Origin of the sequence: Pseudomonas mandelii, assembly GCF_024138395.1 — a bacterium.
Classification (GTDB): Bacteria; Pseudomonadota; Gammaproteobacteria; order Pseudomonadales; family Pseudomonadaceae; genus Aquipseudomonas; species Aquipseudomonas mandelii_E.
The window spans coordinates 82,980-106,501 of the sequence record NZ_JAMYDU010000010.1 but is presented as its reverse complement, the minus strand read 5'-3'; the positions used below and the strand labels follow the sequence as shown (position 1 = coordinate 106,501).

The window sequence follows — 23,522 nt, the reverse complement described above, 5'->3', positions numbered from 1 at the left end:
TGTCAGTCGCCAGCCCTGATCTGGCCAAGGCTCAAGGATCTGAAACGTGATTGGACGCTTGCGCGGCACTTTGGCTGAGAAACAGCCGCCGCATCTGATTCTGGATGTAAATGGTCTGGGGTATGAGCTGGAAGTGCCCATGACCACGCTTTATCGCTTGCCGTCGGTCGGTGAACCGCTGACCCTGCACACCCATTTGGTCGTGCGCGAAGACGCGCAGTTACTCTATGGCTTCTTCGGCAAGCGCGAGCGAGACTTTTTTCGCGAACTGATCCGTCTCAATGGTGTGGGGCCGAAACTGGCGCTGGCCTTGATGTCGAGCCTGGAGGTCGACGAACTGGTGCGTTGCGTGCAATCCCAGGACACGTCGGCGCTGACCAAGGTGCCGGGCGTGGGCAAGAAGACGGCCGAGCGTTTGCTGGTGGAACTCAAGGATCGCTTCAAGGCGTGGGAAACCGTGCCGGCAATGTTCGCATTGGTGCCAAACCAGCCGGGTGGGCCAGATGCGCCTCCGGTCGCCACCGCCGAAAATGACGCGGTCAGCGCGCTGATTTCCCTGGGCTACAAGCCGCAGGAAGCCAGCAAGGCGATTTCCGCGATCAAGGAGAAAGGTTTGAGCAGTGAAGACATGATTCGTCGTGCCCTGAAGGGAATGATCTAAGTGATTGAAGCTGATCGTCTGATCGCTGCCACGGGTGGTCCCCGTGACCGCGAGGAAGTCCAGGACCGGGCGATTCGTCCCGTCAGCCTGGCCGAATACATTGGCCAGCCGACCGTTCGCGAGCAAATGGAGTTGTTCATCCAGGCCGCGCGCGGGCGCAATGAATCGTTGGATCACACGCTGATTTTCGGCCCGCCGGGCCTCGGTAAAACCACCCTGGCCAACATCATTGCCCAGGAAATGGGCGTGTCGATCAAAAGCACGTCGGGGCCGGTCCTTGAGCGTCCGGGTGATCTGGCGGCGTTGCTGACCAACCTTGAACCCCATGACGTGTTGTTCATCGACGAGATCCATCGCTTGTCGCCGATCGTCGAAGAAGTCCTGTACCCGGCCATGGAAGATTTCCAGCTCGACATCATGATCGGCGAAGGACCGGCCGCGCGCTCGATCAAACTCGATCTGCCGCCGTTCACCCTGGTCGGCGCAACTACTCGCGCCGGCATGCTGACCAACCCGTTGCGCGACCGTTTCGGGATCGTCCAGCGCCTGGAGTTCTACAGCACAGCCGACCTCTCAACGATTGTCAGCCGTTCGGCGAACATTCTCGGTTTGCCACTGGACCCGGAAGGTGCCTTCGAAATCGCCCGCCGTGCCCGTGGCACGCCGCGGATCGCCAACCGCTTGCTGCGCCGGGTCCGGGATTTTGCCGAGGTCCGCGCCAAAGGCCATATCACCAAGCCGATCGCTGACCTGGCGCTGAACCTGCTGGATGTCGACGAGCGTGGCTTCGATCATCAGGACCGACGCCTGCTGCTGACCATGATCGAGAAGTTCGACGGTGGGCCGGTGGGGGTGGACAGTCTGGCGGCGGCAATCAGCGAAGAGCGTCACACCATTGAAGACGTGCTGGAGCCGTATTTGATCCAGCAGGGCTATATCATGCGCACTCCGCGGGGGCGGGTGGTCACTCGGCATGCGTACCTGCACTTCGGTTTAAACATCCCGTCACGATTAGGCGAGATGCCCGTGGTAGACGAGTTCCTCGATGCCGTGGACGATTAATCACCTTTGCGTGCTGATTTATTCGGGGTTTGTGCTGTCCCAGGACGGTACTTTCGCCAGAAAGCCGCGAATCAATGAAAAACAGTTGCCTGGCCGGATTGGCAACCTGAGGAGTAAGCACTAGAGTATGCGCGCGCAAAACGGGCTTGAGCCGTTCGCACATCGTTGTCGCGTTTATTACGAGGACACCGATGCGGGCGGCATCGTGTATTACGTCAATTACCTCAAGTTTATGGAACGGGCTCGAACCGAGCGGCTCCGGGAGCTGGGCTTTGCCCAATCGGCGCTGGCAGGGGAGGACCTGTTGTTTGTCGTGCATTCCAGCGAAGCGCGTTACCACGCGCCGGCGCGACTGGACGACGAGCTGCTGGTAAGCGCTGAAGTCATTGAATTGAACCGGGTCAGCCTGCGCTTCAAACAGCAGGTCAGGCGGGCTACGGATAATGTGCTGCTCTGCGAAGGGCAGTTTCTGGTGGCCTGTGTGCGCACCAACAGTTTGAAACCCCGGGCCATTTCCGAAGCTCTACGTGCGGCCTTTGCCGACGTGAGCGGCGCGGGTACACACTCAAAGCAGGAGATAAAGCGTGGAAGCTAACGTCGTCGACCATTCCTCCATGTGGAGCCTGATCAGCAATGCCAGTATCGTGGTGCAACTGGTAATGCTGATCCTGGTAGCCGCATCGGTGACCTCATGGATCATGATCTTTCAGCGCAGCAACTTGCTGCGCGCCGGTCGACGTGCCCTGGAGAGCTTTGAAGAGCGCTTCTGGTCGGGTATCGACCTGTCCAAACTCTACCGTCAGGCCGGCAGCAACCCTGATCCGGATTCGGGCGTCGAGCAGATCTTCCGTGCCGGCTTCAAGGAATTCTCCCGTCTGCGTCAGCAGTCAGGCGTTGACCCGGAAGCGGTCATGGAAGGCGTGGCCCGTGCCATGCGCGTGGCCATCTCTCGCGAAGAAGAAAAGCTCGAGCAGAGCCTGCCGTTCCTAGCCACCGTCGGTTCCGTCAGCCCGTACATCGGTCTGTTCGGTACGGTCTGGGGCATCATGAACTCCTTCCGTGGTCTGGCAACTGCCCAGCAAGCGACCCTGGCCACCGTGGCCCCGGGCATTGCTGAAGCACTGATCGCTACCGCGATCGGTCTGTTCGCCGCCATCCCGGCCGTTATCGCGTACAACCGTTTTGCTGCTCGCAGCGAAACCCTGCTGGGCCGTTACTACACCTTCGCCGATGAATTCCAGGCGATCCTGCACCGCAAAGTGCACACCAGCGAAGAATAAGCAGGTAATTTCCAATGGCTTTAATCGCTCGAGCTCGCAAAAAGCGCAAGCCGGTTGCCGAGATGAACGTGGTGCCTTACATCGACGTGATGCTGGTACTGCTGGTCATCTTCATGGTGACCGCACCAATGCTCAACCAGGGCGTGAAAGTTGATCTGCCCAAGGTTTCCAGCGAAGCCTTGCCGCAGGACAACAACACTCAGGTCCTGACCATTTCGATCAAGTCTGACAAGACCTACTACTGGAACCTTGGCAGCGAAGTCGACACCGATAAGCAGCAGGACAAGGCCATGACCTTGCCGCAAATGACCGACGCCGTGACCAAGATCGTTCGCGCCGGTACTGAAGGCGGCAAGCGTACCCAGGTATTCATCCGCGGCGACAAGACTGTCGATTACGGCTCCGTCATGGGCGCGATGGGCGGGTTGCAGAAAGCCGGGGTCGGTAATGTTGGCTTGATTACCGAGGCACCCTGATGCAGCAAATGCGAGAGCCGTCCGCCTCGGAAAGCTATTTCTGGCCTAGTGTCTGGGCGCTTGTCTTGCACGTGCTGGTTTTTGGCATGCTGTTCGTCAGTTTTGCCTTCACACCGGAACTGCCGCCGGCCAAGCCGATTGTCCAGGCGACCTTGTACCAGCTGAAATCGAAAAGTCAGGCGACCACCCAGACCAATCAGAAGATTGCGGGTGAGGCGAAGAAATCCGCCGCGCGCCAGACCGAAGTCGAACAGATGGAACAGAAAAAGATCGAGCAGGAAGCGATCAAGGCCGCGGAACAAAAGAAGGAAGATGCGGCTCAAAAGGCCGAAGAATCCAAGAAGGCCGACGAGACGAAGAAAGCGGAAGAGGCAAAAAAGGCTGATGAAGCCAAGAAAGCCGATGAAGCGAAGAAGACCGCCGAAGCCAAAAAGGCCGAAGAGAAACAATTGGCTGATATAGCCAAGAAGAAATCTGAAGAAGAAGCCAAGAAAGCTGCTGAAGAAGAGGCCAAGAAAGCGGCCGCTGAAGAAGCGAAGAAAAAGATCGTCGAAGACGCGAAGAAGAAAGCCGCCGAAGACGCCAAGAAGAAATCTGAAGCTGAAGAGGCGAAGAAGAAAGTCGCCGAAGACGCGAAGAAGAAAGCTGCCGCCGATGCCGCGAAGAAAAAATCGCAGGAAGCGGCACGTAAATCCGCCGAAGACAAAAAGGCCCAGGCCTTGGCAGATTTGCTTTCCGATACGCCAGAGCGTCAGCAGGCCTTGGCCGATGAGCAGGGTGACGAAGTCGCCGGCAGTTTCGATGATCTGATTCGTGCTCGTGCAGCGGAAGGCTGGGCTCGTCCACCTTCGGCACGCAAAGGCATGACGGTCGTGTTGCAAATCGGCATGTTGCCCGATGGTACGTTGACTTCGGTTGGCGTTGCCAGGTCCAGCGGCGATGGTCCGTTTGACGCTTCCGCTGTAGCGGCGGTCAAGAACATTGGACGTTTGACAGAAATGCAGGGAATGAAGCCGAGCGATTTCGCTCCCTATCGTTCATTCAAGATGACATTCACACCTGAGGATCTAGCCTTGTGAGAAACCTTCTTCGAGGAATGCTTGTCGTTATCTGCTGCCTGGCAGGGATAGCGGCAGCTGATGAAAAAAACATTCTGGTCACCAGCGGCAGTGATCGGGCCACCCCGATTGCCGTCGTTCCGTTCGGCAACCAGGGCGGCAGCGTGCTGCCGGACGACATGGCCGAAATCATCGGTAACGACCTGCGCAACTCGGGTTACTACTCGCCGATTCCAAAGCAGAACATGATCAGCCAGCCAAGCCAGGCCAGCGAAATCATCTTCCGTGACTTCAAGGCGCTGGGTGCCCAGTACGTCATGGTCGGCAGCATTGTTCCAGCGGGCGGTCGCCTGCAGGTTCAATACGCACTGTTCAACGTCGCCACCGAGCAGCAAGTGCTGACCGGCAGCGTGTCGGGCAGCGTCGATCAATTGCGCGACATGTCGCACTACATCGCCGACCAGTCGTTCGAAAAACTCACCGGTATCAAAGGTGCGTTCTCGACTCGTCTGCTGTACGTGACGGCCGAGCGGTTCTCCGAGAAGAACACTCGCTACACGCTGCAACGTTCGGACTATGACGGTGCCCGCGCCGTGACCTTGCTGCAATCGCGCGAGCCAATCCTGTCGCCGCGTTTTGCACCGGATGGCAAGCGCATCGCCTATGTTTCGTTCGAGCAGAGACGCCCGCGTATTTTCATGCAGAACATCGACACCGGTCGCCGTGAGCAGATCACCAACTTCGAAGGCCTGAATGGCGCGCCAGCATGGTCGCCGGATGGTCAGCGTCTGGCATTTGTACTGTCGAAAGACGGCAACCCTGACATCTATGTGATGAACCTGGGTTCGCGTCAGATCAGTCGGGTCACCAACGGCCAAGGCATCAACACCGAACCGTTCTGGGGTAAAGATGGTTCGACCATCTACTTCACCTCCGACCGTGGCGGCAAGCCACAGATCTACAAAACCAGCGCAAGCGGTGGTGGCGCGGAGCGTGTGACCTTTATTGGCAACTACAACGCCAACCCTAAACTGTCGGCCGATGAAAAGACTCTGGTGATGATCCATCGTCAGGAAGGCTTCACCAATTTCAAGGTGGCAGCGCAGGATTTGCAGCGCGGTAGTGTAAAGATCCTCACTGATAGCACTCTGGACGAGTCGCCTACTGTTGCGCCCAACGGCACCATGGTAATCTACGCCACCCGCCAGCAGGGCCGGGGAGTCTTGATGCTCGTGTCCATTAATGGACGCGTAAGGCTCCCGCTTCCTACCGCACAAGGCGAAGTCAGAGAACCTTCCTGGTCCCCTTACCTGAACTGACGCGGCGCTACACGTTGTACTTAACACACTGGGGTTCATTAGGAGTTTCACGATGGAAATGCTGAAGTTTGGTAAATTTGCTGCGCTGGCTCTGGCCATGGCTGTAGCTGTAGGTTGCTCGTCCAAAGGCGGCGACAACGCCGGTGAAGGCGCTGTTGATCCAAACGCTGGTTACGGCGCTAACACTGGTGCTGTTGACGGCTCCCTGAGCGAAGAAGCTGCTCTGCGCGCAATCACCACCTTCTACTTCGAATACGACAGCTCGGACCTGAAGCCAGAAGCCATGCGCGCTCTGGACGTTCACGCCAAAGACCTGAAAGCAAACGGCGCTCGCGTTGTTCTGGAAGGCAACACCGACGAACGTGGTACTCGTGAGTACAACATGGCACTGGGCGAGCGTCGTGCGAAAGCCGTTCAGCGCTACCTGGTACTGCAAGGTGTTTCCCCAGCTCAAGCAGAACTGGTTTCCTACGGCGAAGAGCGTCCAGTTGCTACCGGCAACGACGAGCAGTCCTGGGCTCAAAACCGTCGCGTCGAACTGCGTAAGTAATTCGTCATGCGAACGTGCCGTCGTGCTGTAACTGTTTTGGCTCTCAGCCTCGCACCGCTTGCGGTGTGGGCTGCGGTTCCTGTGGTCGAGGACAACTCCGGCTATAACAATAGCGGGAGTAGTTATCCGCCTGCGGGTTACGGTACGAACGGCGCCTATGCCGGGGGAGGGGTTTCGACCCCTGTCTCGGCACAGGGCCAGCTGTTCAACCAACTGCAACAAATGCAGGATCAAATCTCGCGCCAACAGGGTGTGATCGAAGAACTGCAAAATGATGTAGCGCGCATGAAGCAAGAGAACCTGGAGCGATATCAGGATCTTGATCGGCGCATAGGAACCGGCGTTGCACCAGCCGCGACTCCTGATAATTCTTCCACCGGTGGCAATTTGAATGCCCCCGGTGCAGCAGCCGGCGCAGGTGCGGGGGCGGCAGCCGCAGCCGCTCAAGCGCCTGCCGCGGGTGGCGAACCGGCTGATCCGGCGAAGGAAAAACTGTATTACGATGCAGCCTTCGACTTGATCAAAGCCAAGGATTTCGACAAGGCCAGCCAGGCTTTCGCCGCATTCCTGCGCAAATACCCGAACAGCCAATACGCGGGCAACGCCCAGTACTGGTTGGGTGAAGTGAACCTGGCCAAAGGCGATCTGCAAGGTGCAGGTCAGGCTTTTGCCAAGGTTTCACAGTTGTACCCCAAGCACCCTAAAGTGCCTGATTCGCTATACAAGCTCGCTGATGTAGAGCGCCGCCTCGGTCATACCGACAGGGTCAAAGGCATTCTGCAACAGGTTGTGTCCCAATATCCGGGCACTTCCGCCGCTCAGCTGGCGCAGCGTGACTTGCAGCGCATGTAAGCCTGTAAGCTTGTAGAAATAGCTTCGTTTTGAAGAAACCCGCGCCTATCGCGGGTTTTTTCGTTAGAATTCATGCCCTTTTTATGAAACACGCTTTTTGGGATCTGCGCGTTGGCGAGGTTCCTTGAAGTGCCTGACGGAGGCGGACAGCCTGTTTAGCTGTTACGCCCGTGGCGACTATGCAAGACACATTGAGAATTACCGAAGTTTTCTACTCGTTGCAGGGTGAAACGCGGACTGCCGGGCTGCCCACTGTATTTGTGCGCTTGACCGGTTGCCCATTGCGTTGCCAATACTGCGACAGCGCCTACGCGTTCACTGGCGGCACCCTTCGCACGCTCGACGACATCCTCGAGCAAGTGGCCGGTTTTCGCCCGCGTTATGTTTGTGTCACGGGCGGCGAACCCCTGGCGCAACCGAATGCCATTCCCTTGCTCAAGCAGTTGTGTGACGCCGGCTATGAAGTGTCGCTGGAAACCAGTGGCGCGCTGGATATCTCGGCGGTCGATCCGCGGGTCAGTCGCGTCGTCGACCTGAAAACCCCGGGTTCGAAAGAAGCACACCGCAACCGCTACGAGAACATCGAGCTGCTTACGCCTAACGATCAGGTGAAGTTTGTCATCTGCTCGCGGGAAGATTACGACTGGGCCGTGTCCAAGCTGATTCAATACGGTCTGGATCAGCGTGCCGGCGAAGTCCTGTTCTCGCCGAGCCACCATGACCTGAACGCGCGTGATCTGGCGGATTGGGTGGTGGCGGACAATCTGCCTGTGCGTCTGCAATTGCAGTTGCATAAATATCTTTGGAATGACGAGCCGGGGCGCTGAAATGACTGAACAAACGAACACTGTCGAAAAACGTGCGGTCATCCTGCTGTCTGGCGGCCTCGACTCCGCGACAGTCGTGGCCATGGCCCGTGCTGAAGGCTACAGCTGCTACACCATGAGCTTCGATTACGGTCAGCGCTCCCACGCCGAATTGCACGCCGCTGCACGTGTCGCCCAAGACTTGGGTGTGGTCGAGCACAAGGTAATCGGCCTGAACCTGAACGGTATCGGCGGCTCGGCACTGACCGACACTAGCATCGATGTGCCGGAAACGCCGGGTGAAGGTATCCCGGTGACTTATGTGCCGGCACGCAACACTGTGTTTCTGTCCCTGGCGCTGGGCTGGGCCGAAGTGCTGGGCGCGCGTGACATCTTTATCGGCGTTAACGCGGTGGATTACTCCGGTTACCCGGATTGCCGTCCCGAGTTCATCGAAGCCTTCGAGCGCATGGCCAACCTGGCGACCAAGGCCGGGGTAGAAGGGCAGGGCTTCCGTATTCAGGCGCCACTGCAGAACCTGAGCAAGGCGCAGATCGTTCAGGCTGGCGTGAAGCTTGGCGTCGATTACGGGCTGACTGTTTCCTGCTATCAGGCAGACGATAATGGCCGCGCTTGCGGTAAATGCGACAGCTGCCGCCTGCGTGCAGAAGGCTTCGCGGCGGCCGGTGTGACCGACCCAACACCTTATTTTTGATTTATTTCAAATTAGGTGTTGAATAGTCCTTAAAAATCAGTATTATACGCGCCACCACACAGCGGGTCGTTAGCTCAGTTGGTAGAGCAGTTGGCTTTTAACCAATTGGTCGTAGGTTCGAATCCCACACGACCCACCATTTTAAAAAATCTGGAAGGCCCACGTAAGTGAGGATTTCCGGGTTTTTTTTTGCCCGCGATTTGAGCTCGGCTCAGTCCGGGTGACGCAGGTCAGAATCATCTTTTGCATCCAAGGGATATTCTGTAGCCTTGCGCAGCTTCAACGCTGTCCACGCCTGATGAATACTCACTCTCCCGGCGGTACCCTGAAGGGTCCGGAGCCGGGTGTATACTCGACTTTCGCGCGAAAGCGCCTGCAGGTCTTGCGAACATGACGCAGATTTCCGAACGCCTTCTGGTTCAAGCCCATCTCGACGCCAAGCAGCCCAAGCCGCTGACCGCCGATGAAGAGGCTTATTACCGCGCTGCCATCGCTGCCGAGCTCAAGGCTCAGGACGCGGTGCTGGTTGCCCACTTCTATTGCGATCCAGTCATTCAGGCCCTGGCTGAAGAAACCGGTGGCTGCGTCTCCGATTCTCTGGAGATGGCCCGCTTCGGCAATGCCCACCCGGCCAAGACCGTGGTGGTCGCCGGCGTGAAGTTCATGGGCGAAACCGCGAAAATCCTCAACCCTGAAAAACGCGTGCTGATGCCGACCCTGGAAGCGACCTGCTCGCTGGACCTGGGTTGCCCGGTGGACGAGTTCTCGGCGTTTTGCGATCAGCACCCAGAGCGCACAGTGGTGGTGTATGCCAATACCTCGGCGGCGGTCAAAGCCCGGGCAGACTGGGTAGTGACTTCCAGCTGTGCGCTGGAAATCGTCGAAAGCCTGATGGATAACGGCGAAACCATCATCTGGGCTCCGGACAAGCACCTGGGCACTTACATCCAGCGCAAAACCGGCGCCGACATGCTGCTGTGGGACGGTGCCTGCATCGTTCACGAAGAGTTCAAGGCCAAGCAGCTCGAAGACATGAAAGCGCTGTACCCGGATGCGGCCATTCTGGTGCACCCGGAGTCGCCGACCGCAGTGATCGACTTGGCCGACGCGGTGGGTTCCACCAGTCAGCTGATCGCTGCTGCGCAAAGTCTGCCAAATCAGACTCTGATCGTCGCCACCGACCGCGGCATCTTCTACAAGATGCAGCAGCTGTGCCCGGACAAGGTCTTTATCGAAGCGCCAACAGCCGGTAACGGCGCAGCGTGCCGCAGTTGCGCACATTGTCCGTGGATGGCGATGAATACCCTTGAGCGTACGCTGAAGAGCTTGCGCGAGGGCACCAACGAGATCTTCGTTGATCCGGCGTTGATTCCGCAGGCGGTGCGGCCGTTGAAGCGGATGCTTGATTTCACGCAGGCGGCGCGGATGAAGTTGGCCGGCAACGCTTGAGATCTTTCAGCTAGTCGCAAAAAAATGTGGGAGCGAGCTTGCTCGCGATAGCGGTCTGTCAGTCATATCCACCTTGACTGATACGCCGCTATCGCGAGCAAGCTCGCTCCCACAGTGGTTTTCGTATGGCTGAATTACTTGGTCTTCTTTGGGATGCGAACAAGCTGGGTATTGGAGTAGATGTCATGCCAGCTGCGCTTCTGCTTGTCGAACAGCGACCACAGGAACCCCAGCCCGAGGCATAGCCAGGACGCGATCGACACCACAAAGCGCAACAGCGCCTGCCACAGGCTGATGGATGAGCCGTCGGCGTTTTGCACGCGGATGCCCCAGACCTGCATGCCCAGCGTCTGCCCCGACCAGGTCCAGAACTTGGCGAAGAAGCCGAACAGCACGAATAACAACACCGTCGATAGCAGCGGATCACCGTCCAGCGCGCCAGCTTCGGTCATGGCACGCATTTGGCCTTCGCCGATGATCGCCATCTGAATCATCTTGTAAGTGCCGCTGGTGACGATCAGCAGGGCGGTGCATAACAGAAAGTCGTAGAACATCGCTGCCAGACGACGCCCCAGGCCGACGGCGGGGAAGTCGCCCTGTGGGTAGAGCAGGTGTTTCGACATGGCAGCCTCTGAGCGGAAAAAAGAAGCCATTTTACGGATTTGCGCGCACAAAAAAGCCCCTGATATCAGTATCAGGGGCTTTTTCGTTACAGAAGATCAGGCTTCTGCTTGTACTTCGTCAGCCTGCATGCCTTTCTGGCCTTGCACAGCAACGAAAGTCACTTTCTGGCCTTCTTTCAGGCTCTTGAAGCCGTTGCCCTGAATAGCGCGGAAATGTACGAACAGATCCGGACCGCTTTCTGGAGTGATAAAACCAAAACCTTTCTCGTCGTTAAACCACTTGACGGTACCGCTCTGACGTTGGGACATTTCTTATTTCCTTTGACGCAAAAATGAATGACAGTCTCCTTCTGGTGAAAGAGTACTGGGGCTGGTTGCAGGAGAGTAAGAAGACGTCGAACGGGATGTAGCTAACTTGTAGGCTACTGCCCAGGTCACGATTCCAAGCGACCCATGCAAACACAGTGAACAAACTCTACGCCAACTACGGGAGAAAAAACAAGCCCTGCGCAAGCCCGTATTTCCTCGGGTTGGTGGCAATCAGGGAGGCACTAGCGCAGGCTTATTCGATAGAGTTGTTCAGTTGTTTTCGATCGTTATAAGTAACGTTCATAAACGAAACGCTCGCACTGTTTTATGGCGGCTGCGTTACAGATTAGTGCACTGTTAACGCAGCCGCGTTACTTATAGAAACAGTCAATCAACCACGATAGTAGCGTTGTGGAACAAATGGCATTTTGCTTACAAGCAAAGGCACCTTTTTCCCACGAACAATTGCCCAAACCGGCGTATCCAGACCGATATAAGCGCTGTCGAGGTAACCCATGGCCAGAGGACCGCCAAGGGTCGGACCAAAGCCGCCGCTGCACACGCTGCCGATGATGTCGCCCGCTTCGTTGACGATCTCTGCACCTTCGCGCACGGGCGTACGTTCCTGCGGCAGCAGCCCAACGCGTTTGCGGCTGACCCCGGCTTGTTGCTGGGCGAACACGGTTTCAGCGCCAGGGAAGCCACCGGCCCGCGCGCCATCGGCACGACGAGGCTTGGAGATGGCCCACAACAGGCTGGCTTCGATTGGGGTGGTTTCGGTGTTCATGTCATGGCCGTAGAGGCACAGACCGGCTTCCAGGCGCAGGGAGTCGCGAGCACCGAGGCCGATCGCCGCTACTTCCGGTTCGGCCAGCAGGGCGCGAGCCAGGGCTTCGGCGTTGGCGGCCGGTACGGAAATTTCGAAACCGTCTTCACCGGTGTAGCCCGAACGGCTGACAAAGCAGTCCACGCCCAACAGCTTCACGCGGGCGAATTGCATGAAGGTCATCTTCGCTACTTCAGGCGCCAGGCGCGCGAGCACGGTGACGGCGGCCGGGCCTTGCAACGCCAGCAACGCGCGCTCTTCGAACAGCGGTTCGATGGTGCACTGGTCGCCGATGTGCTTGCGCAGGTGCGCCAGGTCCTGATCCTTGCAGGCCGCGTTGACCACCAGGAACAGTTCGTCGTTACCGAGGTTGGCGACCATCAGATCGTCGAGGATGCCACCGGTCTCGTTGGTGAACATCGCATAGCGCTGCATGCCCACCGGCAGGTCAATGATGTCCACCGGCACCAGGGTTTCCAGGGCTTTTGCCGCGTTGGCGCCGGTCAGGCGGATCTGGCCCATGTGCGAGACATCGAACAGCCCGGCCTGCTCACGGGTGTGCTGGTGTTCTTTCATCACGCCCAACGGGTACTGCACCGGCATGTCGTAGCCGGCAAACGGCACCATGCGGGCGCCGAGTTCGAGGTGCAATGCGTGCAACGGGGTTTTCAACAGTTGTTCGGTGGACATATCCAGCTCCTGAAAATAGTACGGATGCGCGCATCAGCACTCGATAATGTTGACCGCCAAACCGCCACGGGCGGTTTCCTTGTATTTGCTTTTCATGTCGGCGCCGGTCTGGCGCATGGTGCGAATGACTTTGTCGAGGGAGACGAAGTGCTGACCGTCGCCGCGCAGGGCCATGCGCACCGCGTTGATGGCCTTGACCGAACCCATGGCGTTGCGCTCGATGCAAGGCACTTGCACCAGCCCGCCAATCGGGTCGCAGGTCAGGCCGAGATTGTGTTCCATGCCGATTTCGGCGGCGTTTTCCACCTGCTGCACGGTGCCGCCCAGCACTTCACACAACGCGCCGGCGGCCATGGAACAGGCGACGCCAACCTCGCCCTGACAGCCGACTTCGGCGCCAGAGATCGAGGCGTTTTCCTTGTACAGAATGCCGATCGCGGCGGCCGTCAGCAGAAAGCGCACGACGCCGTCTTCGTTGGCACCGGGGATGAAGCGCATGTAGTAATGCAGCACCGCCGGGATGATTCCGGCTGCACCATTGGTGGGCGCCGTGACCACGCGTCCGCCGTTGGCGTTTTCTTCGTTGACCGCCAGAGCGTACAGGTTGACCCAGTCCAGCACCGACAGCGGATCGCGCAGCGACGATTCCGGGTTGTTGCACAATTGCCGATGCAGCGCCGCGGCCCGGCGTTTGACCTTCAGCCCACCGGGCAGGATGCCTTCGTTGCGGCAACCGGCGGTGACGCAGTCTTGCATCACTTGCCAGATTTTCAGCAAACCGGCACGTGTTTCCGCTTCCGGGCGCCAGGCGCTTTCGTTGGTCAGCATCACCTGGCTGATGGACAAACCGTAGGTGGCGCAATGACCGAGCAGGTCCTTGGCGCTTTTGAACGGGAAGGTCAGCGGCGTGGCGTCTTCGACAATGCGGTCGGCACCAGCGGCGTCTTCATCGACGACGAAGCCACCACCAACCGAGTAGTACTCGCGGCTGCGGATTTGCAGGCCAGCGGCATCGAATGCGCGAAAGATCATGCCATTGGGGTGATAGGCCAACGGTTTGCGAATCATCGCCAGGTGTTCTTTCTCGTTGAACGCAATGCTGTGTTCGCCGAGCAGGTTCAAGCGACCGCTGCCGCGAATTTCTTGCAGGCGAGCGGCGACGGTTTCGGTGTCCACGGTGTCCGGGTGTTCGCCTTCCAAGCCGAGCAACACAGCCTTGTCGCTGCCGTGGCCTTTGCCGGTGGCGCCGAGCGATCCATAGAGTTCGACTTTGACGCAGGTGGTTGCGGCCAGCAGCCCTTCACGGCGCAGACCTTCGGCGAAGCGCGCAGCGGCACGCATCGGGCCGACGGTGTGGGAGCTGGAGGGGCCGATGCCAATCTTGAACAGGTCGAACACGCTTAATGACATGGTTGTTCTCCGGTTTCTTGTTATAGGCGTAAATATCACCAGGCATGCACCCCGTAGGAGCTGCCGCAGGCTGCGATCTTTTGATCTTGCTCTTGATACTCAAGCGCGCTCGAGAAAGATCAAAAGATCGCAGCCTGCGGCAGCTCCTACAGGGGGTTATGGTGTTCTTGACAATGGGGGCGAGCGAACCCGCCCCCTATAGATCAAGCGTAGCTTTCGATCGACGGGCAGGCGCAGACCAGGTTGCGATCGCCGAACACGTTGTCGACGCGACCGACCGGTGGCCAGTACTTGCCTTCGATCAGCGACGCAACCGGGTACACCGCTTGCTCGCGGCTGTACGGGTGAGTCCACTCGCCGACGATTTCCGCGGCGGTGTGTGGCGCGTTTTTCAGCGGGTTGTCGTCCTTGTCCAGCGTGCCGTTTTCCACCGCGCGGATTTCTTCGCGGATGCGGATCATGGCTTCGCAGAAGCGGTCCAGTTCTTCTTTGGATTCGCTTTCGGTCGGCTCGATCATCAACGTGCCCGCTACCGGGAACGACATGGTCGGGGCGTGGAAGCCGAAGTCGATCAGGCGCTTGGCGACGTCATCGACGCTGATGCCGCTGCTGTCTTTCAACGGACGCAGATCGAGGATGCATTCGTGCGCCACCAGGCCATTGCTGCCGGTGTACAACACTGGGTAATGCTCTTCCAGGCGACGGGAAATGTAGTTGGCATTCAGGATCGCCAGTTGCGAAGCACGCTTGAGACCCGCGCCACCCATCATTCGAATGTACATCCAAGTGATCGGCAGAATGCTCGCGCTGCCGAACGGTGCCGCGCAGACCGCGCCTTCCTTGCGCTCCATCTGGGCGTGGCCCGGCAGGAACGGCGTCAGGTGCGACTTGACGCCAATCGGGCCGACGCCCGGGCCGCCACCGCCGTGTGGAATGCAGAAGGTTTTGTGCAGGTTCAGGTGGGACACGTCGCCGCCGAACTTGCCCGGTGCACAGAGGCCGACCATGGCGTTCATGTTGGCGCCGTCGATGTACACCTGGCCGCCGTTGTCGTGAATGATCCCGCAGATTTCGCGGATACCTTCTTCGAACACGCCGTGGGTCGACGGGTAGGTAATCATCAGCGCTGCGAGGTGTTCGCGGTGCTCGATGGCCTTGGCGCGCAGGTCTTCGATATCGACGTTGCCGCGAGCATCGCAGGCGGTCACGACCACGCGCATGCCCGCCATGTTGGCGGTGGCCGGGTTGGTGCCGTGGGCCGACGACGGGATCAGGCAGATGTCGCGGCGGTCTTCGCCACGGCTCTGGTGATAGGCACGGATCGCCAGCAGGCCAGCGTATTCACCTTGGGAACCGGCGTTCGGTTGCAGCGAGATCGCGTCGTAACCGGTGGCGGCGCAGAGCATCGCTTCCAGTTCATCGGTCAGCTGCTGATAACCGGCGCTTTGCTCGGCCGGGGCGAACGGGTGCAAGGCACCGAATTCAGCCCAGGTCACCGGGATCATTTCGCTGGCGGCGTTGAGTTTCATGGTGCAGGAACCCAGCGGGATCATGGTGCGATCCAGGGCCAGGTCCTTGTCGGCGAGCTTGCGCAGGTAGCGCATCAGCTCGGTTTCCGAATGATAACGGTTGAACACCGGGTGGCTGAGGATCGGCGATTGGCGAACCAGTGCGGCCGGGATCGTGCTTGCAACGCTTGCGGCCAATGCGGCGAAGTCTGGCAGGGTTTTGCCATCGGCCAGCAGGGCCCACAGGGTTTCCACATCAGCTTGCGAAGTGGTTTCGTCCAGAGACAGACCCAGACGCTCGCCATCGACCACGCGCAGGTTGATCTGCTGAGCACGCGCCTTGTCGTGCAACGAAGCCGTTTGCGTGCCGGTTTTAACCGTCAGCGTGTCGAAGAAGTTGGTTTGCTCGACGTTCAGACCGAGTGCGCTCAAGCCTTTGGCGAGGATCGCGGTCAGGTGATGAATGCGCTGGGCGATCTGCGTCAGGCCTTTCGGGCCGTGGTACACGGCGTACATGCTGGCGATGTTGGCCAGCAGCACCTGGGCGGTGCAGATGTTGCTGGTGGCTTTCTCGCGGCGGATATGTTGCTCGCGGGTCTGCATGGCCAGGCGCAGGGCCGGCTTGCCGAAACGGTCCACGGAAACGCCGACCAGACGGCCCGGCATGTCACGCTTGAACGCGTCCTTGGTGGAGAAGTAGGCCGCGTGCGGACCACCGAAGCCCAGCGGCACGCCGAAGCGTTGCGCGCTGCCGATGGCCACGTCGGCGCCGAATTCGCCTGGCGGGGTCAGTACGGTCAGGGCCAGCAGGTCAGCCGCGACGGCGACCAGTGCATTGGCGGCATGGAAGCGTTCGGTCAGTTCGCGGTAGTCGAACACGTCACCGTTGCTGGCCGGGTATTGCAGCAGGGCGCCGAAGAATACGCTGACGTCGCTCAGTTCGCGCTCGTCGCCGACCACCACGTCGATGCCCAACGGCTCGGCACGGGTGCGCAGTACATCGAGAGTTTGCGGGTGGCAATGCACCGAGGCGAAGAACGCGTGGCTGCCTTTATTCTTGCTCAGGCGTTTGCAGAAGGTCATGGCTTCGGCAGCGGCGGTGGCTTCGTCCAGCAGCGAGGCGTTGGCGATCGGCAGGCCGGTGAGGTCGCTGATCAGGGTCTGGAAGTTCAGCAGCGCTTCGAGACGACCCTGGGAAATTTCTGGTTGGTACGGGGTGTAAGCGGTGTACCAGGCCGGGTTTTCCAGCAGATTGCGCAGGATCGGCGACGGCGTGTGAGTGCCGTAGTAGCCCTGGCCGATGTAGGTCTTGAACAGCTGATTTTTGCCGGCGATGGATTTGATCAGCGCCAGGGCATCGGCTTCACTCAGGCCGTCTTCCAGGCCGAGGACGCTGGTGCCCTTGATGCTGACGGGAATGACGCTGGCGCTCAGGGCTTCCAGCGAGCCAAAACCCAAGCTATTGAGCATGGCTTGCTCGTCGCCGGCACGCGGGCCGATGTGGCGGGCGATGAATTCGTTGGCAGTGTCGAGATTGATTCGAGTCATGTCAGCGCTCCTCAGGCTTGGGCGATCAGACGGTCGTAAGCGTCTTGATCCAGCAGTTGGCCGACAGCCGAGGCGTCGGTTGGCTGGAAGCGGAAGAACCAGCCTTCGCCCAGCGGATCTTCGTTGACCAGTTCAGGGCTGCTGTCCAGCGCCGGGTTCACTTCCAGCACTTCGCCGTCGAGTGGCATGTACACGCCGCTGGCGGCTTTTACCGATTCCACGGTGGCGGCTTCAGCGCCTTTGTCGTAGGACTGCAGCTCAGGCAGTTGTACGAAAACCACGTCGCCCAGGGCGTTCTGCGCGAAAGCAGTGATGCCGACTGTGACGGTGCCGTCAGCTTCAGTGCGCAGCCATTCGTGATCTTCAGTAAAACGCAACTCGCTCATGGAAACTCCTAAGGGGGCCAGACTCGTCTGGTGGACGCGATTGAATGCTTGGGCAATGCCCTGATTTATGAGAGGTTACTTAGCAAATTCGCGGCCAATGTTATTTATTCTTTATAAATCAATGAGTTATTGGTTATTGCGGATGACTGAGAAAGACTGACTGTAGCGAAATCGCTACAGTGCAGACGGAAGAAAAAAGCTGAAGTGGATCAAAGCCTTGCACAGCGGTGATCGGGAGAGAGTGTAGCGATATCATTCCACTGTAGCGCTTTCAGTACAGATGGAGGTCGCTTTTGAAAACACCACAACCCCCTGTGGGAGCGGGCTTGCCCGCGATGAGGCCATTACATTCAACCTCTATGTCGAATGTAAGATAGCCATCGCGGGCAAGCCCGCTCCCACAGGGTTTTGTGGTGTTGAGGGGGATTGTGTTTCAGCCACAGCATTACGGTTTGTTGGGAATCCCGTACTTACGCAACCGATGGGCAATCGCGGTGTGGGAGGTTTGCAGGCGGCTGGCCAGTTGGCGGGTCGAGGGGTAGCTGACGTAGAGCTTTTCCAGCAGGGTTTTTTCGAACTCTTCCATGGCCTGCTCGAGGCTGTCGACCTCGCTGTCGCTCTGGCGCGCCACGGAGGTGCCGGCGATGTCGAGGTCGCCGATGTCCACCAGGCTGCTTTCGCAAATCGCCGCGGCGCGGAAGATCACGTTCTGCAATTGCCGCACATTACCCGGCCAGCGATTGCCCAGCAGCGCCGGGTAAGTGCCGGGGGCCAGGCGACAGACCGGGCGCTGGATCTGCGCGCAGGCCTGCTGCATGAAGTAGCGCGCCAGCAGCAGAATGTCTTGGCCACGCTCGCGCAACGGTGGGACTTCGACATTCAGCACGTTGAGGCGATAGAACAGGTCTTCGCGGAAGGCGCCTTCGCTGACCATTTTTTCCAGATCGCGATGGGTTGCGCTGAGGATCCGCACATTGACCTTCACCTCGCGATCGCCACCGACCCGACGGAAGCTGCCATCGTTGAGAAAACGCAGCAGTTTCGCCTGCAAGTACGGCGACATTTCACCGATCTCGTCGAGAAATACCGTGCCCTGGTTGGCCAGTTCCATCAGCCCCGGTTTGCCACCCCGTTGCGCGCCGGTGAAGGCGCCGGGGGCGTAGCCGAACAGCTCGCTTTCGGCGAGGTTTTCCGGCAGTGCCGCGCAGTTCAAGGCCAGGAACGGCGAACTGTGGCGAGCGCTGATGGCGTGGCAGGCGCGGGCCACCAGTTCTTTGCCGGTGCCGGTTTCACCCTGGATCAGCAATGGAGCATCGAGGGCCGCAACCCGTTGAGCGCGAGCCTTGAGTGTACGAATCGCCGGGGATTCGCCGAGCAGGGCATCGAAGCCTTCGGCGTGATCGTGGTGCAGCGCCGAGAGGCGTTCACCGATTCGGTTCGGCTGATACAGGGTCAGCAGCGCGCCGGCGTCGGTGATTGGCGTGGCGTCCAGCAGCAGGGTCTGGCCGTTGACGGTGATTTCGCGCAGCGGCAGGCGGAAGCCGTTTTCCAGCAACGCGTCGAGCAGCGCCGGGTCGGCAAACAGCTCGCTGATGCTTTCACCTGCCGGTTCGCGTCCGTACAGGGCAATCAGTGCCGGGTTGGCCAGCAGCACCTTACCAGCGCTGTCCAAGGCCAACACCGGGTCGGTCATCGCCGCGAGCAGCGCATCAAGCTGCAAGTGACGGCGCTGGCCGGGAAGAATGTCGACCACCGTCACCGCTTGCACGCCGCGCACACTGAACAGCGCGTCGCGCAGCTCTTCAAGCACTGCCGGGCTCAAGGTCGGAGCGTCGATGTAGACGTTGGGCGGGACCATTTCCACCGCATCCAGATTGAGATTGCGTCCACCGAGCAGGGCCAGGACTTCCTGGGTGATTCCGACGCGGTCGATGAAGCTGACGTGGATACGCATGGGGCGGTTGGGTTCTGGAGTGCGGAGGGTGGCAAGTATGCCTTGGGGCGGGTCTTAGGTGAAATGCGCGTGCTAATTGTAGGAGCGAGGCTTGCCCGCGAAGAGGCCATCAAGGCCGCTAAAAGCTTCGCGGGCAAGCCTCGCTCCTACAGTCGTGTGTCCCGGCCTTTCAGTTGGCATCCATAGCGAATGAAAAGTCCGTCGCGAGCAAGGTGCGTGGGTTATTCCAGGTGTTCGGGTTTTACCGGGTCCCCCGACTTCATATTCAGCTGCACCCGAACATCTTCGAACATCGCATCGTAATACTTGTGGATCGAGCCAATACTGCTCAGATGCTTGGGAATACCGTACTTTTCTGCGATTTTCGTCACGTTGCTGGCGAAGTTGTAGGCCTGATCCTTGGGCAGGAAGAACAACTCGGTAAATTCCTTGCCTTGGATGGTGCCGTGCATCGTGAACTGCATCCCTTTTTCCCCTTTGGGATCTTTGCTGACCTCATAGTCGAGATGCACGTTGTAGTTGACATCATCGGGGGTCAGCGCGTGGCGCTCGATGTGCAGATGACCGGGCTCAAACGTTGCCATTGACGTCTCTCCTTATAAATAAGTTATGCCAGGTGTCGCCGTGCTGATACGTGTGCCGGCCTTGCCCTGGACGATTGCTTCAATGTCCGAGAGTGAGCCGATCACCGCGACTTTTCCAGTATGGCGGGCGAATTCGCACGCCGCCTGGACCTTTGGTCCCATGGAGCCGGCCGCGAAGCCGAGTTTTTCCATGTCGTCCGGGTGGGCCTGGGCGATGGCTTTCTGGGTGGGTTTGCCGAAGTCGATGAACGCCGCGTTGACGTCGGTGGCGATCACCAACAGATCGCTTTCAAGCTGCTCGGCCAGCAGCGCCGAGCACAGGTCCTTGTCGATCACCGCTTCCACGCCTTGCAGTTTGCCGCTGGCGCCGTACATCGTCGGAATGCCGCCACCGCCCGCGCAAATCACGATGCTGCCTTTTTCCAGCAGCCACTTGATCGGGCGGATTTCGAAGATGCGTTTCGGCCTCGGGCTGGCCACCACGCGACGGAATTTGTCGCCGTCCGGAGCAATCGCCCAGCCTTTCTCGGCAGCAAGTTTTTCCGCTTCTGCCTTGGTGTAGACCGGGCCGATGGGTTTGCTGGGGGCCTGGAACGCCGGGTCGTTGGCGTCGACTTCGACCTGGGTCAGCAGGGTGGCGAACGGCACTTCGAAGTCCAGCAGGTTGCCCAGTTCCTGTTCAATGATATAGCCGATCATGCCTTCGGTTTCGGCACCGAGCACGTCCAGCGGGTAAGGGGAAACCTGGGTGTAGGCCGCCGCTTGCAGCGACAGCAGGCCAACCTGGGGACCATTACCATGAGCGATCACCAGTTGATTGCCGGAATAAACCTTGGCGATCTGTTCGGTGGCGACGCGGATGTTGGCGCGCTGGTTGTCCGCGGTCATGGGTTCACCCCGGCGGAGCAGGGCGTTACCGCCCAGAGCAACGACGATACGCATAATGCAGTCCTTTTAACGTAGGAGCGAGGCTTGCCCGCGAAGCTTTTAGCGGTCTTGAAGGCCCCTTCGCGGGCAAGCCTCGCTCCTACAGGTTCAGGGTCAGGTATGAATAAACACAGGTTCAGTGGCTGGTCATGAACACGTGTTCAGCCTCAGATATCCGCCAGCGCCGACACCAGAATCGCCTTGATGGTGTGCATGCGGTTTTCCGCTTGCTCGAAGGCGATGTTGGCCGGTGATTCAAAGACTTCTTCAGTCACCTCGACGCCGTTGGCCAGGTGCGGGTAGCGCGCGGCGATGTCTTTGCCGACCTTGGTTTCGCTGTTATGGAACGCCGGCAAACAGTGCATGAATTTCACGCGCGGGTTGCCCGAGGCCTTCATCATGTCGGCGTTGACCTGGTAGGGCAGCAGTTGCTCGATGCGCTCGTCCCACGCCTCCACAGGTTCGCCCATCGACACCCAGATGTCGGTGTGGATGAAGTCCACGCCCTTGACCGCTTCTTTCGGGTCTTCGGTGATGGTGAGACGCGCGCCGCTTTCGGCGGCGAAGGCCTGGCACTGATCGATGAAGTCCTGATGCGGCCACAGCGCTTTCGGTGCGGCGATGCGCACGTCCATGCCGAGTTTGGCGCCGATCATCAACAGCGAATTGCCCATGTTGTAGCGGGCATCGCCGAGGTAGGCGTAGCTGATGTCGTGCAGCGGTTTGTCGCTGTGTTCACGCATGGTCAGGGTGTCGGCGATCATCTGCGTCGGATGGAATTCAGCAGTCAGACCGTTGAACACCGGCACGCCGGCGAACTTGGCCAGCTCTTCGACGATTTCCTGTTCGAAGCCACGGTACTCGATGGCGTCGAACATCCGCCCGAGCACGCGGGCGGTGTCTTTCATGCTTTCCTTGTGGCCGATTTGCGACGACACCGGGTCGATGTAGGTGACGTGGGCGCCCTGATCGTGGGCCGCGACTTCGAAGGCGCAGCGGGTGCGGGTCGAGGTTTTTTCGAAGATCAGCGCGATGTTTTTGCCTTGCAGGTGTGGACGCTCGGTGCCGGTGTACTTGGCGCGTTTGAGGTCACGGGACAGGTCCAGCAGGTAATTCAGCTCACGAGTGGTGTGGTGCATCAAACTCAGCAGGCTGCGATTGCGCATATTAAAAGCCATGATGGGATCTCCTTGGGTATCGGTTATCCCCCGGACCGCGCTGGATAAGCGGCGGCCAGGGTTTGAAAGTTAATAGTCGATAGGGTCGCGAATGATCGGGCAGGTCATGCAATGGCCGCCGCCACGCCCGCGACCGAGTTCACCGGCGCTGATGGTGATGACCTCCACACCGGCCTTGCGCAGCAGGGTGTTGGTGTAGGTGTTACGGTCATAACCGATGACCACGCCAGGCTCCACCGCCACCACGTTGTTGCCGTCGTCCCATTGCTCGCGTTCGGCGGCGAAGCTGTTGCCGCCGGTTTCGACGACGCGCAACGCTTTCAGGTTGAGGGCCTTGGCCACGGTGTCGAGGAAGCTGGTTTCTTCGCGGCGAATGTCGACGCCACCCGGTTTGCTTTCATCAGGGCGCACGCTGAAGGCGACGATCTGGTTCACTACTTCCGGGAAAATGGTCACGAGGTCGCGGTCGCAGAAGCTGAACACGGTGTCCAGGTGCATCGCTGCGCGGGACTTCGGCAGGCCGGCGACGATCACCCGCTCGACCGCTTTGTTCTTGAACAGGTTGACCGCCAATTGGCCGATCGCCTGACGGGACGAACGCTCGCCCATGCCGATCAACACCACGCCGTTGCCGATCGGCATCACGTCGCCGCCCTCCAGGGTGGCGCTGCCATGGTCCTGATCCGGATCGCCGTACCAGATCTGGAAGTCGGCGTTGGTGAACTGCGGGTGGAACTTGTAGATAGCGGTGGTCAGCAGGGTTTCCTGACGACGTGCCGGCCAGTACATCGGGTTGAGCGTCACGCCACCATAGATCCAGCAGGTGGTGTCGCGGGTGAACTGGGTGTTGGGCAGCGGCGGCAGAATGAAGCTGGAGTGACCGAGAAACTCGCGGAACATCTGAATGGTCTTGCCGCCAAAGCTGTCCGGCAAGTCATCGGCGGAGACGCCGCCAATCAGGAACTCAGCGATCTTGCGCGGCTCCAGGCTACGCAGCCAGGAAGCGGTTTCATTGACCAGACCCAAACCCACCGAATTGGCGGTGATCTTGCGCTCCAGGATCCAGTCCAGCGCTTCAGGAATCGCAACGATGTCGGTCAACAGGTTGTGCATTTCCAGCACGTCGACGTTGCGCTCGCGCATCTTGGTGACGAAGTCGAAATGGTCACGCTTGGCCTGTGCAACCCACAGCACATCGTCGAAAAGCAGTTCATCGCAGTTGTTCGGAGTCAGCCGCTGGTGGGCCAGCCCGGGGGAGCAAACCATGACTTTGCGCAGTTTGCCGGCTTCGGAATGGACGCCGTACTTAACTTTTTCGGTGGTCATTACAGTGATCCTCCAGATGACAAAT

Annotated in this window: 23 protein-coding genes and 1 tRNA gene; 13 read left to right on the top strand and 11 right to left on the bottom strand. The window is 59.2% G+C overall.

All coding sequences use genetic code 11. From position 1 onward, the window contains the following. Window positions 1-46: 46 nt before the first annotated feature. From ruvA to nadA, 13 genes are all read left to right on the top strand, one after another. Window positions 47-661, top strand: coding sequence for a Holliday junction branch migration protein RuvA (gene ruvA / locus NHU87_RS16920; protein WP_038981959.1), 615 nt, complete (start codon window positions 47-49; stop codon window positions 659-661). Beyond that, entirely contained in the window at window positions 662-1,723 is a 1,062-nt protein-coding gene (ruvB, locus tag NHU87_RS16915; protein WP_253550916.1) for a Holliday junction branch migration DNA helicase RuvB, read from the top strand. It begins immediately after the preceding gene. Between the two features lie 127 nt (window positions 1,724-1,850). Continuing rightward, a complete protein-coding gene (gene ybgC / locus NHU87_RS16910; RefSeq protein WP_253550914.1) occupies window positions 1,851-2,318 on the top strand; it encodes a tol-pal system-associated acyl-CoA thioesterase in 468 nt (155 codons plus the stop codon). Then, window positions 2,308-3,003, top strand: coding sequence for a protein TolQ (tolQ, locus tag NHU87_RS16905; protein WP_253550912.1), 696 nt, complete (start codon window positions 2,308-2,310; stop codon window positions 3,001-3,003). The genes ybgC and tolQ overlap by 11 nt, the downstream gene beginning before the upstream one ends. Window positions 3,004-3,026: 23 nt before the next feature. Beyond that, entirely contained in the window at window positions 3,027-3,479 is a 453-nt protein-coding gene (gene tolR, locus NHU87_RS16900) for a protein TolR (RefSeq protein ID WP_253551035.1), read from the top strand. Then, window positions 3,479-4,558, top strand: a complete 1,080-nt coding sequence (tolA, locus tag NHU87_RS16895; protein WP_253550910.1) for a cell envelope integrity protein TolA — start codon at window positions 3,479-3,481, stop codon at window positions 4,556-4,558. The genes tolR and tolA overlap by 1 nt, the downstream gene beginning before the upstream one ends. Then, window positions 4,555-5,856 (top strand): Tol-Pal system beta propeller repeat protein TolB, encoded by a 1,302-nt coding sequence (gene tolB, locus NHU87_RS16890; protein WP_437180833.1) that lies wholly within the window; start codon window positions 4,555-4,557, stop codon window positions 5,854-5,856. The genes tolA and tolB overlap by 4 nt, the downstream gene beginning before the upstream one ends. 52 nt (window positions 5,857-5,908) lie before the next feature. After that, on the top strand, window positions 5,909-6,406 hold the full coding sequence (pal, locus tag NHU87_RS16885) for a peptidoglycan-associated lipoprotein Pal (protein ID WP_095632173.1): 498 nt from the start codon (window positions 5,909-5,911) through the stop codon (window positions 6,404-6,406). Between the two features lie 6 nt (window positions 6,407-6,412). Continuing rightward, window positions 6,413-7,258: a tol-pal system protein YbgF gene (gene ybgF, locus NHU87_RS16880; RefSeq protein WP_253550908.1), complete on the top strand. Its 846-nt coding sequence runs from the start codon at window positions 6,413-6,415 to the stop codon at window positions 7,256-7,258. Window positions 7,259-7,437: 179 nt separating this feature from the next. After that, the gene (gene queE, locus NHU87_RS16875; RefSeq protein ID WP_095632171.1) at window positions 7,438-8,085 is read left to right on the top strand and encodes a 7-carboxy-7-deazaguanine synthase QueE; all 648 of its coding nucleotides are present in this window, start codon (window positions 7,438-7,440) and stop codon (window positions 8,083-8,085) included. Window position 8,086: 1 nt separating this feature from the next. Continuing rightward, window positions 8,087-8,779: a 7-cyano-7-deazaguanine synthase QueC gene (gene queC, locus NHU87_RS16870; RefSeq protein WP_253550899.1), complete on the top strand. Its 693-nt coding sequence runs from the start codon at window positions 8,087-8,089 to the stop codon at window positions 8,777-8,779. A gap of 63 nt (window positions 8,780-8,842) precedes the next feature. After that, a tRNA-Lys gene (locus NHU87_RS16865) sits at window positions 8,843-8,918 on the top strand. 251 nt (window positions 8,919-9,169) lie between these two features. Continuing rightward, a complete protein-coding gene (nadA, locus tag NHU87_RS16860) occupies window positions 9,170-10,228 on the top strand; it encodes a quinolinate synthase NadA (protein ID WP_253550898.1) in 1,059 nt (352 codons plus the stop codon). Between the two features lie 134 nt (window positions 10,229-10,362). Here the strand turns inward: nadA and NHU87_RS16855 are convergent, their stop codons facing one another. The 11 genes from NHU87_RS16855 to arcA form a co-directional block, all read right to left on the bottom strand. Beyond that, window positions 10,363-10,851, bottom strand: a complete 489-nt coding sequence (locus NHU87_RS16855; RefSeq protein WP_253550896.1) for an RDD family protein — start codon at window positions 10,849-10,851, stop codon at window positions 10,363-10,365. A gap of 96 nt (window positions 10,852-10,947) precedes the next feature. After that, window positions 10,948-11,160, bottom strand: a complete 213-nt coding sequence (locus tag NHU87_RS16850; RefSeq protein ID WP_003175786.1) for a cold-shock protein — start codon at window positions 11,158-11,160, stop codon at window positions 10,948-10,950. Window positions 11,161-11,551: 391 nt separating this feature from the next. After that, on the bottom strand, window positions 11,552-12,676 hold the full coding sequence (gene gcvT / locus NHU87_RS16845; RefSeq protein ID WP_253550894.1) for a glycine cleavage system aminomethyltransferase GcvT: 1,125 nt from the start codon (window positions 12,674-12,676) through the stop codon (window positions 11,552-11,554). A gap of 33 nt (window positions 12,677-12,709) precedes the next feature. After that, on the bottom strand, window positions 12,710-14,086 hold the full coding sequence (locus NHU87_RS16840) for an L-serine ammonia-lyase (protein WP_253550892.1): 1,377 nt from the start codon (window positions 14,084-14,086) through the stop codon (window positions 12,710-12,712). A gap of 203 nt (window positions 14,087-14,289) precedes the next feature. Next, window positions 14,290-17,142 (bottom strand): aminomethyl-transferring glycine dehydrogenase, encoded by a 2,853-nt coding sequence (gcvP, locus tag NHU87_RS16835; RefSeq protein ID WP_253550890.1) that lies wholly within the window; start codon window positions 17,140-17,142, stop codon window positions 14,290-14,292. Between the two features lie 11 nt (window positions 17,143-17,153). Further along, window positions 17,154-17,528, bottom strand: a complete 375-nt coding sequence (gcvH, locus tag NHU87_RS16830; RefSeq protein WP_030131840.1) for a glycine cleavage system protein GcvH — start codon at window positions 17,526-17,528, stop codon at window positions 17,154-17,156. 445 nt (window positions 17,529-17,973) lie between these two features. Beyond that, entirely contained in the window at window positions 17,974-19,482 is a 1,509-nt protein-coding gene (locus tag NHU87_RS16825) for a sigma-54-dependent transcriptional regulator (protein ID WP_253550888.1), read from the bottom strand. A gap of 221 nt (window positions 19,483-19,703) precedes the next feature. Next, complete coding sequence (locus NHU87_RS16820; RefSeq protein WP_253550879.1) at window positions 19,704-20,066, bottom strand: DUF5064 family protein; 363 nt, start codon at window positions 20,064-20,066, stop codon at window positions 19,704-19,706. 12 nt (window positions 20,067-20,078) lie between these two features. Beyond that, complete coding sequence (gene arcC / locus NHU87_RS16815) at window positions 20,079-21,008, bottom strand: carbamate kinase (protein ID WP_253550877.1); 930 nt, start codon at window positions 21,006-21,008, stop codon at window positions 20,079-20,081. Between the two features lie 152 nt (window positions 21,009-21,160). Next, window positions 21,161-22,171, bottom strand: coding sequence for an ornithine carbamoyltransferase (locus NHU87_RS16810; protein ID WP_253550875.1), 1,011 nt, complete (start codon window positions 22,169-22,171; stop codon window positions 21,161-21,163). A gap of 69 nt (window positions 22,172-22,240) precedes the next feature. Next, the gene (arcA, locus tag NHU87_RS16805) at window positions 22,241-23,497 is read right to left on the bottom strand and encodes an arginine deiminase (RefSeq protein ID WP_217854257.1); all 1,257 of its coding nucleotides are present in this window, start codon (window positions 23,495-23,497) and stop codon (window positions 22,241-22,243) included. Between the last annotated feature and the right edge of the window lie 25 nt (window positions 23,498-23,522).

Coding starts and splice junctions, on each gene's coding strand:
- gcvH (WP_030131840.1), bottom strand. CDS start 17,528: ATGAGCGAGTTGCGTTTTACTGAAGATCACGAATGGCTGCGCACTGAA.
- NHU87_RS16855 (WP_253550896.1), bottom strand. CDS start 10,851: ATGTCGAAACACCTGCTCTACCCACAGGGCGACTTCCCCGCCGTCGGC.
- gcvP (WP_253550890.1), bottom strand. CDS start 17,142: ATGACTCGAATCAATCTCGACACTGCCAACGAATTCATCGCCCGCCAC.
- NHU87_RS16825 (WP_253550888.1), bottom strand. CDS start 19,482: ATGCGTATCCACGTCAGCTTCATCGACCGCGTCGGAATCACCCAGGAA.
- NHU87_RS16810 (WP_253550875.1), bottom strand. CDS start 22,171: ATGGCTTTTAATATGCGCAATCGCAGCCTGCTGAGTTTGATGCACCAC.
- NHU87_RS16840 (WP_253550892.1), bottom strand. CDS start 14,086: ATGTCATTAAGCGTGTTCGACCTGTTCAAGATTGGCATCGGCCCCTCC.
- queC (WP_253550899.1), top strand. CDS start 8,087: ATGACTGAACAAACGAACACTGTCGAAAAACGTGCGGTCATCCTGCTG.
- arcC (WP_253550877.1), bottom strand. CDS start 21,008: ATGCGTATCGTCGTTGCTCTGGGCGGTAACGCCCTGCTCCGCCGGGGT.
- tolA (WP_253550910.1), top strand. CDS start 3,479: ATGCAGCAAATGCGAGAGCCGTCCGCCTCGGAAAGCTATTTCTGGCCT.
- ybgC (WP_253550914.1), top strand. CDS start 1,851: ATGCGCGCGCAAAACGGGCTTGAGCCGTTCGCACATCGTTGTCGCGTT.
- ybgF (WP_253550908.1), top strand. CDS start 6,413: ATGCGAACGTGCCGTCGTGCTGTAACTGTTTTGGCTCTCAGCCTCGCA.
- gcvT (WP_253550894.1), bottom strand. CDS start 12,676: ATGTCCACCGAACAACTGTTGAAAACCCCGTTGCACGCATTGCACCTC.
- NHU87_RS16820 (WP_253550879.1), bottom strand. CDS start 20,066: ATGGCAACGTTTGAGCCCGGTCATCTGCACATCGAGCGCCACGCGCTG.
- queE (WP_095632171.1), top strand. CDS start 7,438: ATGCAAGACACATTGAGAATTACCGAAGTTTTCTACTCGTTGCAGGGT.
- pal (WP_095632173.1), top strand. CDS start 5,909: ATGGAAATGCTGAAGTTTGGTAAATTTGCTGCGCTGGCTCTGGCCATG.
- arcA (WP_217854257.1), bottom strand. CDS start 23,497: ATGACCACCGAAAAAGTTAAGTACGGCGTCCATTCCGAAGCCGGCAAA.
- NHU87_RS16850 (WP_003175786.1), bottom strand. CDS start 11,160: ATGTCCCAACGTCAGAGCGGTACCGTCAAGTGGTTTAACGACGAGAAA.
- nadA (WP_253550898.1), top strand. CDS start 9,170: ATGACGCAGATTTCCGAACGCCTTCTGGTTCAAGCCCATCTCGACGCC.